13 protein-coding genes are annotated in these 14,847 nt (G+C 66.6%); all 13 read right to left on the minus strand.

Features of this window, described 5'->3' with window-relative positions; all coding sequences use genetic code 11:
- Positions 1-25: 25 nt before the first annotated feature.
- The 13 genes from FB473_RS09260 to nadD all read right to left on the minus strand — a co-directional run bounded on the left by FB473_RS09260 (position 26) and on the right by nadD (position 14,811).
- On the minus strand, positions 26-1,480 hold the full coding sequence (locus tag FB473_RS09260) for a radical SAM protein (RefSeq protein WP_167166707.1): 1,455 nt from the start codon (positions 1,478-1,480) through the stop codon (positions 26-28).
- A gap of 47 nt (positions 1,481-1,527) precedes the next feature.
- Positions 1,528-2,352: a nitrogenase iron protein gene (gene nifH / locus FB473_RS09265; RefSeq protein ID WP_167166709.1), complete on the minus strand. Its 825-nt coding sequence runs from the start codon at positions 2,350-2,352 to the stop codon at positions 1,528-1,530.
- Between the two features lie 87 nt (positions 2,353-2,439).
- The gene (locus tag FB473_RS09270) at positions 2,440-2,850 is read right to left on the minus strand and encodes a NifB/NifX family molybdenum-iron cluster-binding protein (RefSeq protein ID WP_341770081.1); all 411 of its coding nucleotides are present in this window, start codon (positions 2,848-2,850) and stop codon (positions 2,440-2,442) included.
- Complete coding sequence (locus FB473_RS09275) at positions 2,828-3,838, minus strand: glutathione S-transferase family protein (protein ID WP_167166713.1); 1,011 nt, start codon at positions 3,836-3,838, stop codon at positions 2,828-2,830. The genes FB473_RS09270 and FB473_RS09275 overlap by 23 nt, the downstream gene beginning before the upstream one ends.
- A 5-nt stretch (positions 3,839-3,843) precedes the next feature.
- Positions 3,844-4,824 (minus strand): pyridoxal-phosphate dependent enzyme, encoded by a 981-nt coding sequence (locus FB473_RS09280; protein WP_167166715.1) that lies wholly within the window; start codon positions 4,822-4,824, stop codon positions 3,844-3,846.
- Between the two features lie 603 nt (positions 4,825-5,427).
- Positions 5,428-7,215 carry a 2-dehydropantoate 2-reductase N-terminal domain-containing protein gene (locus FB473_RS09285; RefSeq protein ID WP_167166717.1) on the minus strand — a complete coding sequence of 596 codons (1,788 nt, stop codon included), beginning with the start codon at positions 7,213-7,215 and terminating at the stop codon, positions 5,428-5,430.
- Between the two features lie 31 nt (positions 7,216-7,246).
- Entirely contained in the window at positions 7,247-8,932 is a 1,686-nt protein-coding gene (locus tag FB473_RS09290; protein WP_167166719.1) for a dipeptide ABC transporter ATP-binding protein, read from the minus strand.
- The gene (locus FB473_RS09295) at positions 8,929-9,909 is read right to left on the minus strand and encodes an ABC transporter permease (protein WP_167166721.1); all 981 of its coding nucleotides are present in this window, start codon (positions 9,907-9,909) and stop codon (positions 8,929-8,931) included. Before FB473_RS09295 ends, FB473_RS09290 begins: the two co-directional genes overlap by 4 nt.
- A gap of 10 nt (positions 9,910-9,919) precedes the next feature.
- Positions 9,920-10,891, minus strand: coding sequence for an ABC transporter permease (locus FB473_RS09300; RefSeq protein ID WP_167169398.1), 972 nt, complete (start codon positions 10,889-10,891; stop codon positions 9,920-9,922).
- A 13-nt stretch (positions 10,892-10,904) separates the two neighbouring features.
- On the minus strand, positions 10,905-12,590 hold the full coding sequence (locus FB473_RS09305; protein WP_167166723.1) for an ABC transporter substrate-binding protein: 1,686 nt from the start codon (positions 12,588-12,590) through the stop codon (positions 10,905-10,907).
- 423 nt (positions 12,591-13,013) lie between these two features.
- On the minus strand, positions 13,014-13,583 hold the full coding sequence (locus FB473_RS09310; protein ID WP_208390508.1) for a histidine phosphatase family protein: 570 nt from the start codon (positions 13,581-13,583) through the stop codon (positions 13,014-13,016).
- 56 nt (positions 13,584-13,639) lie between these two features.
- A complete protein-coding gene (gene rsfS, locus FB473_RS09315; protein ID WP_167166727.1) occupies positions 13,640-14,035 on the minus strand; it encodes a ribosome silencing factor in 396 nt (131 codons plus the stop codon).
- Positions 14,036-14,118: 83 nt separating this feature from the next.
- Entirely contained in the window at positions 14,119-14,811 is a 693-nt protein-coding gene (gene nadD, locus FB473_RS09320) for a nicotinate-nucleotide adenylyltransferase (RefSeq protein WP_376837305.1), read from the minus strand.
- Between the last annotated feature and the right edge of the window lie 36 nt (positions 14,812-14,847).

The raw sequence follows: 14,847 nt of genomic DNA on the forward strand, positions 1-14,847 counted from the left end.
AGCGCCTCGCATTCTCGCGCACGGTTCAGGATGCCTGCTCACGCGCGGGTGCGATCTCCGCCCCGCCGCTCGCGTCCACGGGTCGTCTCGAAAGCACGCCCTCGTCCAGCACGAACTCGACGATTCCGCTCCCGGTCTCCCGCGCGCGGGGTGCCTGCACAACCGGCAGGTCGCGGCACCCGTCGCCCGGCGCCAGGCCATCGCCGGGCCCGTCGCAGTCGGTCGCGCAACTCCGCGCATCGAGCGAGAGACGCGGGGGTCGTCCGCCGAACACGTCGGTGAGAGCCTCACCGACCGCTCCTTCCGCCTCGTACACGCTGATGCCGCATCCCCGGAGCACTGTGCGGGCCGTGCCGCCCAACTGGTAGCAGATGAGCGCCCGGCAGTCCTGCAGCAACCCGGCCAGATGCGTCCAACGTGCCGCTCCCCCGCCGATCGGCGGGACGACGCGCTCCTCCACCAGCTGCGGAGTGATGCGTCCACCGAGGTTGGCGTTCTCATACACCAGCAGTCGGTCAGCGCCCCCGAGGGTCTGGTCGAGCGTCTTCCCGTCCTGGCTGCACACCGCGATCCGGGTACGCACCCGGCCGATCGTCCTCGCGGCGAACAGCCTGGTGATGGCCTCGTCGTCGTTGTCATCCCCCAGAAGCCCGACGGCGTCGGCCCTGCATCGCTGGCAGTGGGTCATCTGCTGCACGAACTCCGCCGCCTCCGAGCGCGCCCTGGCAACCTCGTGCGCCGTGGGGGCGTCCAGCTCGCCGAAAGGTGTGCCCTCGACCGGATACAGCGCGATCTCGTTCATGGTGTCCACGCCCAGCTCGGACGCGAGCCTGGCCACGTCGGCGACACCGTCGAGGGTGATCCCCGGCACCAGCACGGTGTTCACCTTCACCGTGATGCCACGGTCCTTCAGCCCCCGGATCGACTCGATCTGCCGTGCGAGAAGGAGCTCGCCGGCCTCTCGTCCCCGATAGACCTTGCCACGGCCATCCCTGACCCACCGATAGATCCGGCCACCCACCTCCGGATCGACCGTCGACATCGTGATCGTCACATGGCTGATGCCGAGTTCGGCGATGTCGTCGAGGTGGGCGGGAACCCCCAGACCGTTGCTCGACACACACAGCAGCAGGTCGGGGTGACGCTGCTTCACCAGTCGCAGCGTCCTCAGTGTCTTGTCCACGTTCGCGAACGGATCGCCCGGCCCGGCGATACCCACGACGGCCAGGGCGGGTATGTCGCGACGCACCATGTCCACATAGTCGGCAGCCTGTTCCGGAGTCAGAAGGGTGGACGACACCCCCGGCCGCGACTCGGCCACGCAGTCGAACCGTCGGTTGCAGTAATTGCACTGCACGTTGCACCGTGGCGCGACCGGCAGGTGGACGCGTGCCGCTCGCGCCCGTGCAGCCTCGTCGAAGCAGGGATGTTCGGTCAGCGGCACCCGCGTCGGGGTCGCGGGAGCGATGGACGTTGTCACAGTTGGCTCCTCATGGGTGGGTTGGAGGTGGGTGATGCCGGCCGCGCTCAGGCCGCGCCGAGCATGCCGTGTTCGAGCAGCAGCCCCTCGAGAGTGTCGGATTCCATCGGCTTGGGCACCACGTACGTCGAGTTCTGCTCGATGGCGCGGGCGAGCGACCGGTATTCATCGGCCTGCTTGCAGGCGGGATTCCACTCGATGACCGTCTTCCTGTTGATCTCCGCGCGCTGCACGTCGTTGTCCCGGGGGACGAAGTAGATGAGCCGCGTTCCCAGTTCCTGAGCGAAGTGGGCGATCAACTCGTACTCGTTGTCGACGTTGCGGCTGTTGCAGATGATCCCGCCGAGCCGCACAGTGCCGGAGGTGGCGAAACGCTTGATGCCCTTGCAGATGTTGTTCGCCGCATACATCGACATCATTTCGCCGGACGCGACGATGTAGATCTCCTCGGCCTTGCCCTCGCGGATCGGCATGGCGAAACCACCGCACACCACATCGCCGAGCACGTCGTAGAAGACGTAGTCGAGGCTCTCGTCGTAGGCTCCCAGACGCTCGAGCAGATTGATCGACGTGATGATTCCGCGTCCGGCGCAGCCCACTCCGGGCTCCGGGCCTCCCGATTCGACGCAGAGTGTGTCGCTGAAGCCGTTGGCCCGCACATCCGGCAGCCGCACGGACGACCCGGACAGACGCAATGTGTCGAGAACCGTCTGCTGGGCGAGTCCACCCAACAACAGGCGGGTCGAGTCTGCCTTGGGATCACAGCCCACCACCATCACCTTGCGGCCCATCTCGGTCAACGCCGCCACCGTGTTCTGCGTGGTGGTGGACTTGCCGATCCCGCCCTTACCGTAGATGGCTATCTTTCGCATTGCTGGAATACCCCTTCGTGAATTGTTCGGACGACCTGCCACGCCTGCAACGGCATCGACACAGGCCTTCGTGCTCCAGGCGCGGGATCAATCACCACACCCCGGGCCTGCTGAGCGTCCGCTCTCGAACACACCCGCCCTGATCAGTGAACGCATAACTCCTTCCTGGGCACCGGATCCCTGAAACAGCCGAATACCCGTCTTCATCACATGGGTGGCCGCACCCGGCCCGATCCGGCCCACAACGAGCGCCTGGCAGTCGGCCAATGCGGCCAGCACCCGGTCGAACCCGCTCTCGTTGTGCCCTTCACTGTCGGCTGCCGGCTGAACCTGCCGATCCTCCACCACCCAGTGTTCCGCCCCGTCGATCTCGACGATGCGGAACACCGCTGCCCTGGCGAAGTGATCCAGCACTGTCCCCCGGACAGCGAATGCCACCCGGGGATGCCTGCTGCCGGCCACCAGTCGTCCATAGCTAGGTGACAGAGGCGTACTCACTGGTTAGGCTCCAGTCGATCTCCGGTCCGACGGGCACGATGCCGGTCGGGTTGATGTGCAGTTGTGTCCCGTAGTAATGACGGCGGATGTGATCGAAGTCGGTGGTGCCGCCGAAAGCGGGTAGGGCATACAGTCGGCGCGCGTACTGCCACAAGGCCGGATAGTCGACGAGCCGTTTACGGTTCACCTTGAAGTGGCCGTAGTACACCGAGTCGAAGCGGACGAGGGTCACCCACAGCCGGACGTCGGCCTCGGTGAGCCGGTCGCCGAACAGATAGGGGCCGCCCGTCGCCAGCCGCGACTCCAACTCGTCCAGGGTGGCGAAGACCTCGGCATACCCGGCCTCGTAGTCGGTCTGGGTCCTCGCGAAACCCGCGTGATAGACACCGTGGTTGAGATGCTCGGCGACTCGGTCGGCGAGCGCGTCGATCTCGTCGCGCAGGTCCGCGGGACGGAGATCAAGGTCGGGATGCCCCGCCCACGAATCGAACTGGCTTCCCAGGTCGAGGGTGATCGTCGGGTAGTAGTTGGCGACGACCTGGTGGGTGAGCTTGTCCCACAGCACCGGAACCGAGACGCGCCCGGTGTATTGCCCGCCGGGCACCGAGGCCTCGTATGCCTCGGAGAGGAACGCGAACCCGTTCCCCGCGGTGTCCAGCGTCTGCCCCGGACCGCTACGGAAAGCCCAGCCGCGTCCGTCGCGGATCGGGTCGACGATCGACACCGTGATGACGTCCTCCAGCCCCTTCAACGCCCGGACGATCAAGGTTCGGTGGGCGAACGGGCAGGCCGACGAGACATAGAGGTGGTACCTGTCGGGGGCGGGCGGAAACGGCCCGTCCTCGGTGATCCTTCCGCGCAACGGGTAGGCGTCCGACGTGCCGTACGGTGCCAACTGGGCGCCGCCCCTGGGCTCGTAGATCGTCCCGAACCTCTCGAAGTCGACGGGATCGGCCTCGACGGCCGGGGCAGCGGAGACGGTCGTCATCGTGTTCACCCCACCAGCACTTCGGTCGGACGCGCCGCCGGGTCGTAGCGGTCGGCGATCTCGGCGAGCCCGTTGGCCCGCAGCCATTCCGCGTTGTATTCACGGGCCAGGTAGTCGCGGCCGTGGTCGGCGGAAAAGGCCACGATGACCTCGCCCGGCTGGGCGACGGCTGCCAGGTCGAGGGCGATCGCCACGCTCAGCACCGAGGTCAGGCCGAGCACCAGGCCCTCGCGGCGGGCCAGTTCCCACCCGAAGGCGATGACCTCGGCCCTGGTGCGGTACTCGATGCTGTCGATCACCGTCGTGTCGATGTTGTGAGCCCATTTCTCCTCGGTCAGCGGCTTGGTACCCGCGATCACCTCGGCGAGGTCGGTGCTGTAGTTGGGCCCCTCCACGAAGTCGCTGGCCACCACCCGGACTCCCGGGTTCTGTTCCTTCAGATACCGACCGGTGCCGCTCACCGTGCCTCCCGTGGCGACGGCCGCGATGAACGTGGACACCTTTCCCTGTGTCTGATGCCAGATCTCCGGGCCTGTGGACGCGTAGTGAGCGTCCGGGTTGTCCGGTGTCGCGGACTGGTGCGACCACCACGTGGACGGGTCCTCGTCCGCGTGATGAGCCGCGATGGCCTCCCAGTTCTCAGCGTCGTCGAACGGCACGTCCGCGCGTCCCTGGAGGATCTCCACACCGAGGAACGTCAGCAGGTCGGCCTTGCCCTTGGCGAGGGAGGGATTGGCGACGATGGTGACCGGGTGTCCGCCGGCGATACCTGCCAGGGCGAAGCCCAGCGCGGTGTTCCCGGCGCCGTTGTCGATGATCCGGTCTCCGGGCTTGAGTTCCCCCGACAGCTCCGCCTGGCGGACGATGTTCACCGCGATCCTGTCCTTCGACGATCCTCCGATGTTGTAGTGGTCGAGTTTGACCCAGACCTCACCGGGCAGATCCTCCGTGACGGTGTTCAACCGCAGGAGCGGGGTATTTCCCACCAGCTCAAGCAGTCGCCCATAGCTGCGGGCTTCGTCCGATGACGGAGATGAAGAATTGCTGACAGTCATCAAGAACCTTTCGGGCATGAAGAATGGCGCGCTGATGCGCGAGTGATCAAAAGGACGACCGAACTCCGGCGACCCCGGAATTGGAAAGTCGGGAGGAATGTTGTCTCGTCGAACGAATCGAAATTGACCTGAATTCGTCGCGGACTCCGGTTGGGCCAGGCACGTATCGGCCCTTCTGCAAGGATCGCGACGGCCCGGTGACCAGGAAGGTTATCCCGTAGCGAGTGGCCGATCAGCGAGAGCGGCCGACGTTGACGGTCTCAACGACAACAGGAACGAAGAACGTTCACCGTGCCACCCCGGGCGCACAACGAATTGCCGCCGATGGCGGTCGATCGTCGGCTCGCGTGGTTCGTATCCATATGAAAAGACTAAAGTGAGGTTCACCTACAGCGCAACGTGGCACTTTCACTTTCCTGATGAACGGGAAACAGGGTTACCTAATAATGGGACGAACAGGGGGAATGAAAGACATGAACGGGGCAGAATCGCCACGATTCTTCCCCGGGTGTCGAGTACGGCGAGCCGATTCTCCTATGCCAGGATTCCGGTCGTGACATGCGGGGCGACCACCTCGACGATCGCCGGCAGATCGGCACCCGATCGCAGCCGCTCCAGGAACAGGACGATGGTGGCCGCCACCGACCGATGAGTGATGTCGTTGAGTATGTCGTGCCGGCCCTCCCGGACCACGTCGACCTCCGTGGCGCCCAGATCGGCGTACCGCTCCAGAGCCCGGGCGAGCGGGCTCAAGGTGTCGTCCGCGCCGTGAATCGCCAGTACTGGGAGGTCGGCATGCCCATGACCGTCGACGGGTGCCCCGACAAGACCTGGTACCGGGGTGGCGAACAGTCCCGTCCGCGCCTCGACGCTCAGCACCCGCTGGTGGTTACGGCACGCGCTACGAGCCGCGATCTCGGCACCCCTTCCGCCGGGCACCTCCACAGCGGCCTCCGCGGGCACACCGGCCAGGATGATCGCGTCGACACGCCGGGGATGGGCGTCGGCGATCCGACGGGCGCAGAACACACCCGTGTCACTGCCCACCAGCACCACCGGTGCGACCAGATCGGGATCGGCCAGAAGACCCGCGACGGTCGCGTCCACCTCCGTCGTGTTCGTTGCCCAGTTCTTCCCGGCAACCGGATCGGTCTCGACGGCGATCACGTGGTAGGCATCCGCGGCGAGCCGCTTGCCGAACCGCTCGTACACCGCCGGTGTCTCTCCGCGTCCGGCGAGGACGACGACAGTTCCCCGCTCGCGCACGTTGCGAGACACGCACCAATGCGACAAGGCAGCGGGCCGGGCGCCCGCGTCCGTGGTGTCGGCTTGCCCGACCAGCGCGAGCACTTCACCCACATCGTGTGCTCCGGGCGGCTCCCGTCGCAGGCCGGCGACGCCGAGCACGCGCTGGAGCGCCTCGTTGTACGGAGTGGCGACGCCGTGCAGTCGTCCCAGCAGTGCCACCTCGCCGTTGAGATAGTCGACCTCGCTCGGGGCTCCTCGCCGGAAGCTCTGCCAGGTGGACCTGCCGCCGGGCTCGAACCCCGCAGCCGGGTCCCTGCGATATCCCGAGAGATCGACGGTGCGTTCGGTCGCCGAATCCGCCACCGGCAGTTCCGCGGCCGCGAACACCTGCCTGGCCTCGGTCACGAGATGGTCCGCGACGTCGGCGATCACGTCCCGATCACCGGAGAGCACCTCGAGCCCGAATCGCACGCTGCTCAACAACTTCGCACGTTGCCACCGAGCCACGTCGTCGGTCGTCTGGACCGAGTATCCGGCACGGCGCAGGTCCCCGGCGACGCGGTCGCGCAACGCGTCGTCCACCCCGATGACCGGGCCGAGAGTGACGACCCCCACCGGTCCCGCGGCACCAGACTCCACACGTCCGGGTTCAAGATGCCGTGCGGGGGTCATCAGGCTGCCACCGAGCACCCTGGCGAAGCGCCGGGCGACGATCCGGTCGGCAGCAAGTCCGTTCTGCAGCGTGAGGACGGGCAGATCACCCGCCACCCCGAGGTGATCCGGAAAGGCGACCGGCCGCCAGGCCCACTCCCGGCTCGCGGTCTCGACATCCTGGGTCTTGGTGGCGAACACGAGGACGTCCTCGGCGGTGAGCGCCATCTCCCCGTGGCCGGCAGCCGCGGACACCGGGACGAGGCGGGCGACCCCATGACGGACGTAGGTCAGTCCGCGGTCCCGGATGATCCCGATGCCGGGGCCTCGTCCCACAAGCAACTGATCGATGCCCGCCTCGTACAGTTGGGCGGCGAGCGAGGCGCCCACGGCCCCGGCACCGATGATGACATAACGCGTCATGACAGACCTGTCCCCTTCCGATCCTCCCTGGTCAACCCGCGATCGCCGCGGGGTGACGCCGCCCGGGGACCGAATCGATCAACTGGCGTGTGTAGTCGTGACGCGGGTCGGTGAAGATGCGTTCGGTGGTCCCCTCCTCGACCACCTGACCACGCCGGAGCACCACCACCCGGTGGGCCGTCTCCGCGACGACGGCGAGGTCGTGGGTCACGAGCACGTAGGTGAGGCCGAGACGCTCCTGCAGATCGACCAGCAACTCCAGCACCTGCGCTTGCACCGAGACGTCCAGCGCGGACACGGGTTCGTCGAGATAGATGGCATCCGGCTCGAGGATCAGCGCACGAGCGATCGCGACCCTTTGCACCTGCCCGCCCGACAACTCCGAGGGACGACGCCTCGCCACCGAAACAGGCAGGCCGACGCTGTCCAGCAGCGATCCGACCGTGGCCGAGAGGTTCCTGCCGGCCACCGTGTGGGTCGATCGGAGTGGCTCGACGATCGAGTCGAACACCGACAATCTCGGGTTCAGCGAGGCGTGCGGGGTCTGTTGGACGAGTTGGAATCGGCGCCGCAGCGAGCGGAGATCCTTGTGGGAGAGCTGATCGAGACGCTGTCCGTCGAACCTGGCCTCACCGGTCTGCGGAGCTATCGTCCCGAGGGCGACGCGGACGGCGGTGGACTTCCCCGATCCCGACTCGCCGACGACCGCGAGCGTCTGTCCCTTCGCCACCGACAGGCTGACCCGATCGAGCGCCTGGACGAATCGCGGCCCGTTCACGGTGCGCGGAAGTGTGTACCTCACCGAGACGTCATTGAGCTCGAGCAGCGGTTCGCGCAGGAGCCCCTCCTGGCTGAGTACCTCGTCCTCGCGGTGCCGCACGACGACCGCTCCCCCACCGCGCAGCGACGGAGCGGCATCGATGAGACGACGCGTGTAGGGCTCGCGCGGGTCGCGCAGCACCTCGGACGTGACGCCACGTTCGACGATGCGTCCGGCCTGCATGACGATGATCCGATCGGACCGGTCGGCCGCGACCGCCAGGTTGTGCGTGATGATCACCAGAGTGATGCCGCGCTCGGCCACCAGCGACTCCAGGTGATCGAGGATCCGCTTCTGCACGGTCACGTCCAGCGCGCTCGTGGGCTCGTCCGCGATGATCACGTCGGGTTCGGACGCGATGGCCAGCGCGATCAGGACCCGCTGGCGCATCCCACCGGACAGCTGATGGGGATACTGCTTGGCGCGCACGGCGGGATGGTCCAGTCCAGCGAGCGCCAGATAGGTCTCGGTCTGCGCGCCTATCACCTGGCGGGGCAGGCCACGCAGCCGCAGGGTGTCGGCCATGTGGGCACCGATGGTCTTGGTCGGGCTCAGACTCAGTGTCGGATCCTGCGGAATGAGCGCGACGATGCCCCGCCTCAGCGCCCGCAGCGATCGACCCGATGCCCCGACGATCTCGTGGCCTTCGAGGCTGATGCTCCCCCGCACCTGGGCGGTTCCCGGGAGCAGGCCGAGCACCGCCAGTGCTGTGGTCGTCTTCCCCGAACCACTCTCGCCGACGATCGCCACGATCTTTCCCCGTGGGATGGTGAAGGACTCGTCCTGTACCGCTACGACGGCCCGGCCGGCGGTTCCGTAGGTGACGTTCAGGTGCTCGACCACCAGCGAGTCCGGAGTCTCCGCGGCTTCGGGAACTGCTTCGGCAACCGGGTTCATGCGACACGCTCCGAGACCGACCGGGCGATGTGGTTCAGCGAGAAGACGAGCGCGGCCACGACCGAGCCCGGGATGAGGCAGACCCACGGCGCGGTGACCACGTAGGCGCGGCCTGCCGAGATGAGCGATCCCCATTCCGCCGCGGGCGGGGCCACCCCGAAGCCGAGGAAGCTCAGGGACGCGACGGAGATCACCGACGAGCCGAACTCGAGGACGGTGAGAGCCGCGACCGGCCCCCAGGAGTTGGGCAGCACATGGCGCAGGACGACGCGCAGCCTGCTCGCTCCCCCCACCGTGACGGCCTCGATGTAGGGCAGGTTCTTGACGCGTAGCACCTCGGCCCGCGTCGTTCGCGCGAAGCCCGGGGCGATCCCGACGCCGACAGCGACCGCCACGGGGACGATGCCGAACCCCAGTGCCGTCACGATGGCCAGCGCCAGGAGCAACCCGGGGATCGCCAGCAGGACGTCGATGAACCGCATGAGGACGACATCGAGGCGTCCACCGACGAAACCGCTCACCACCCCCACGAGAAGCCCAGCGGCCACGGCGATGGACACGGCGAGCAGGGCGGCCTCGATCGTCAGCGAGGATCCGTGGACGACCCGGGCGAACAGGTCCCGGCCGAGTTGGTCGGTGCCGAACAGGTGTCCCGGCCCGGGGGGCCTCAAGAGTTCTGCCGGGGCGGTGGCGTTGGGGTCCCTCCCGGTGAACCAGTCCGGCTTGATCGCGGCGGCGATCACCGTCAGCACGACCAGGAGCGCCACGACGAATCCGGGCCGCCTCACCAGGAATCGTCCGACGTCGCGCACCTGCTCGCGGAACACGATGAGCCGCACCCGGGTCGCACTGAGGCCGGCGGCGTCCTCCAGCTGATCGAACGGGTCCCGCGGGGGCGTGCCGGTCGCCGGCGCCGCGTCCAGTAGTTGCGGCGTCTGCGCCGCCGACGGGGCGCGGGAATCGGTCAGTGTGGTCATGGAACTCTCCTCAGAGCGTCGACAGGCGGTTGCTGCGGGATGAGGCCTCGGCCCTGACACGAGGGTCGACGAAGGGATAGATCAGATCGACCAGCAGGTTGACGACCACGAACGCCGCGGCGGCGAGCACGACGATGCCGAGCACGAGCGGGATGTCCTGGGCGAGAACCGCCTCCTGCGCGAGCCGCCCTATGCCGTTGCGGGTGAACACCGTCTCGATGACGATGGTCCCCGCGACCGTGTTACCGACCTGGAGACCCAGGAGAGTCAGCACGGGCAAGGCGGCATTGCGGAACACGTATCGTCCCTGCACCTGTCCTCTGGTCAGACCGCGGCTGAGCGCCGCCTGGGCGTAGGGCTGTCGGAAGCCTTCCTCCAGTCCTTTGATCAGCACTTGCGCGTACACCGCCCCGCTGGGAAGCGACATCGTGATGACGGGCAGGATCAGGCTTCTCGGACCGTTCTGCCCGGTGGCCGGAAGCCATCCGAGGCTGAAGGCGAACACCTGGACGAGCAGCAGCCCCACCCAGAAGGTGGGTAGCGAGACCCCGAAGACCGGCAGCCGCGCCAGCAGGGTGCGCAACGGCCGGAAGGACGAGCGCGTCGCCAGGTAGGCGAAGCCCGCCCCGACCACCACCGAGACGAGCACCGCGGTGCCGGCCAGTGACATGGTGGACGGAAGCCGGTCCAGGATCAGGCCCGTCACGGGCTGCTTCTGGGTGAGGGACATCCCGAAGTCGCCATGCACCGCGCCGACGAGCGACTTGAGGTAGTAGGCGTACATCGGCTGGTCGAGCCCGTACTGAGCCTTGATCGCGGTGAGTTCGGCGTCCGAGAGGAAGTCCACCTCGATGTCGGCCGCGTTCAGCATGATCGCGATCGGATCACCCGGTAGGACGAACAGGATCGTGAACGTGATCGTGTAGGCGGCCCACAGGACGAGCAGGGTCTGGCCCACGCGGCTGAGTACGAACTTGACCATCACCGACTCACCGTCAACCCTGCTCGACCCACGTGCTGCGGAAGTCGATGAACCCTTCGGCCGTGAACACGATCCCGTGGACGTCGGGGCGGTAGCCCACCTGCTGCACCCGCTCGAAGACCGGGAACAGGAGGGCCTCGTCGAGCAGGAGATCCTGGACCTCCTCGTAGGCCGCACGACGAGCGTCGTCGTCGGTGGTGGCCAGGCCTGCGTCCAGCAACTCCTGGAGCTTCGACTGCACATCGGCGGGAACGCCCCACTCGGCGCGCGCCGGAGAACGGCTGATACGCGTATCGAGGATCGACCCGAGAATCGACGGATCACCGCGCGTGAGGACGCCGCGCGTGATGTTCCATTCGCCGTTGGAGACCGCGTCGCTCTGCTCCCCCGAGGTCAGCACCTGCAGGGTGAACTTGATACCCACCTGCCTGAGCTGATCCTGGACGAGCAGGTCGCCGGTGGACTCCGAGGTCACCGGATAGACGATCTCCAGCACCTGGCCGTCCTTGACCCGATACCCATCCGCCCCGACCGTCCAGCCGGCCTCGTCGAGTAGTTCCTTGGCCTTGTCCGGATCGTAGGTGAGCTTCGAGCTCTCGTCCTTGAAGTACGGCGTCGACACGTCGTACACGCCCTGCGCCACGGGGTAGTCCGCCCCGAAGACCGTCGAGGCGTAGGTGGTGCGGTCGATCGCCGCCTGAACAGCGAGTCGCACGTTCTTGTCGGTGAGCGGGCCGTCGGTGACCTTGGGGTAGTAGGCCTCGATCGTGCCCGGCAGAGAGAACGAGGTGAACTCGATGTCATTGGCCTTGAGAAGATCGATATCGGTCGCCGCGAACGGGTTGCGCGGAGCCGCCACGTCGACCTCACCGCTTTGGAGGCTACCCACCCGCACAGTGTCCTCGGGGATGTAGACGACCTCGACGCGGTCGAGATACGCCGGTCCCTGATTCTCGGCGAGTTCCGTGGTGGCGACGTAGTCGTCGCGCTTAACCAGCGAGATCCCCACATCCGGGGTGTAGCTCTCGATCACGTAGGGGCCGGTCCCCCACAGTGCGGTACCGAGATTGCGCTCGGAGACGTCAGCCGCATAGGAGGCCGGCGCCAGGATTCCCAGGGTCACGGTCGACAGGGCCTGGAGAAAGGCCGCATTCGGCTCTTCCAAGGTCAAGGCGATGGTGTGATCGTCGATCACCTCGGACGATTTGTAACCCGCCAGGTACGTGTAGCCGAATGTCGCCGGTTGCTCGGTGATCACGGCCAGATTCGAGTCGAACGACGTCTTCACGGCATTCGCATCGAATTTCTCGCCGTTGCTGAACGTGATTCCCTCGCGCAACGAGAACGTATAGGTCAACTGGTCATCGCTGATCTCCCACGATGTCGCCAGCCACGGCTTGATCTCACCGGTATCCGGATCCTGATCGGTCAGCGACTCCACCACATTGCGCAGGACGGTTCTGTGCTCGAGCCACTGCTGCTGGATCGGGTCGAGCGTGGTCTTGGAGGTGTCGTCCGACCGGAACGCGACGGTGAGTGTGCCACCGGCCTGCGGTTCCCCGCTCGCACCGGTGTCGGAGGGGTCGTTGCTCGCCGAGCTCGCACCGCAACCGGCAAGCAACAATGCTGCGATCACGGTGCCGGACAACAGTGAAGCGACCCGTCTTCTGCGAGTACGCCAGGGCAAGGGTGCGTGCATGAGCATCTCCTCGTGCATAGGGGTGCGGCGGAATGCCGGACTGATGTGGGGGGCAAAGGCGTCACCGGCCCGATCGACCGAACCTGAGGAAGGTCAGCGCACCATTCCGGACGCTGCGACAGCTATTGGGAGAAAAGTTGCGGGGCGGCGGTCAACGACAACAACAGCCCGGCGACGAACAGACCGGAACATGCGCGTACGCACCACCGATGGTGGCCGGGTGCGCGATTTCGCTCACGATCATGCGGGGAACACTATGGCCGCATTCCCACACGGCGCAATTCAGTACCGGCCAATTCCCGTTGCGCGAGAGTCGGTCAAAATCTGATTGAAATTGCGAATATGTAATTCGAAAACAAATACTCACGTTCCACGCCGAATCGACGCGTTGTCGCCCTTGGTCATGGCACCGAGAACGCGCTGTCATCCCACCTTCGGAAGCACCGACTGGTTCCAGGTGACCAGGGCCCATTTCCCGTTCGCGTGCGAAAGAACGGTCCACCCGCAATTGAACATCGGACCGAGCGCGAGACTCGTGCGGAAGTCCCACCCGAGCACGTGCGCGGTCCCCATCCTGATCGCAAGCCCGTGCGAGGCCACCACGAGGGTCCGGCCCGCGAAGTCGTTCGCCAGTTCCCGCAGGGCGCCCGCTACCCTCGCCCCCGTCTCGATGCTGGTCTCCCCCGTCGGAGAACGGCGCCAATCACGTCCGGACGCCAGGGCCCGTGCGAACTCGGGGTCGTTCGCGGTGACGTCGGCGATCAGCAGGCCCTCCCACGAACCGACGTCGATCTCCTTCAGCCGGTCGTCGGTCTCGACCCCGAGCCCGGTACGGTCGGCAAGAGCCTGTGCGGTCACCCGCGCGCGGTCCAACGGCGACGAGACGATCGCGTCCGGACGCAACGCCACGAGGGCGTCCGCTGCCGCCCTGGCCTGCGCGCGTCCCACATCGTTCAGAGGGATGTTCGCCTGTCCCTGGAAACGGTTGTCCACATTCCAATCCGTCTGTCCATGGCGCCACAGGATCAGCCGTGTCCGGGCAGGCCGGTTCACTCCTCGTCCTCGCCCTCGGCAGCCGAGGCCTCGTCAAGATCGAGCGGTATGCGCGGGCAGTCCTTCCACAGCCGTTCGAGCGAGTACAGCGTCCGCTCCTCGGAGTGCTGCACATGGACGACCACATCGACGTAGTCGAGCAACACCCAACGGTTCTCGCGATCGCCCTCCCGCCGGGTGGGCCGCAGGTTCGCCTGCTGGATCAGTCGTTCCTCCACCGCATCCACGATGGCTCCGACCTGACGCTCGTTGGAAGCGCTGACGATGAGGAACACATCGGTGATGGCGAGAGCCTCCGACACGTCGAACGCAACGATGTCCAGCCCCTTCTTGTCGCTGGCGGCCTGTGCGGCCAGCCTGGTGATGGAAAGGGCACTCTCGGTTGCGCTCACGTCACTCCCTGCGTTCGTCGGTCCGGTGTTCACGGGTTGTCCTGCCGTCGGCCGGCCCCCGGCCACAGCCGACCGGACCGGCCTCACTCGACCGGGTCGGCGTGCAGCACCGCCCCGTCGTTGGCCGGGGTGTACAGACCCCGCTTGGCAACATACTGCACGACCCCGTCCGGAACGAGATACCACAACGGCAAGCCCTCGCCCACTCGTTTGCGGCATTCGGTGGAGCTGATCGCCAGCGCCGGCACCTCCAGACGTGTCACCTTGTCGGGCGGCAGGTGGCTGAGATCGCGAGCGCTGAGGTCGACCCCCGGACGCGACACGCCGACGAACCATGCGAGATCGAACAGCTCACCGGCACCACGCCAGGTGAGGATCGAGGCCAAGGCATCCGCGCCGGTGATGAAGTAGAGATCGACATCCGGGCCGCGTTCGGCCTTGATGTCCTTGAGCGTGTCGACGGTGTACGTGTTGCCGTGCCGGTCGATGTCGACCCGCGAGACGGTGAACCGGGGGTTCGATGCCGTGGCGATGACCGTCATGAGATAGCGGTCCTCGCGCGAACTGACCCGGCGTCCGGCCTTCTGCCACGGAATACCGGTGGGGACGAACACCACCTCGTCCAGCGAGAACCGCGCTGCGACCTCGCTCGCCGCGACCAGGTGACCGTGATGGATGGGGTCGAAGGTGCCGCCCATCACACCGAGCCGATATCGCCCCTTGTGATTGACGACACGTGCGAGTCCCAGGTTGTGATGGGGATCGCCGGAGTTCAGTTCGTCGAAGCCGATGGACGGTTCGTTGCTCACGAT

It is taken from the genome of Brooklawnia cerclae, from assembly GCF_011758645.1.
GTDB lineage: Bacteria > Actinomycetota > Actinomycetes > Propionibacteriales > Propionibacteriaceae > Brooklawnia > Brooklawnia cerclae.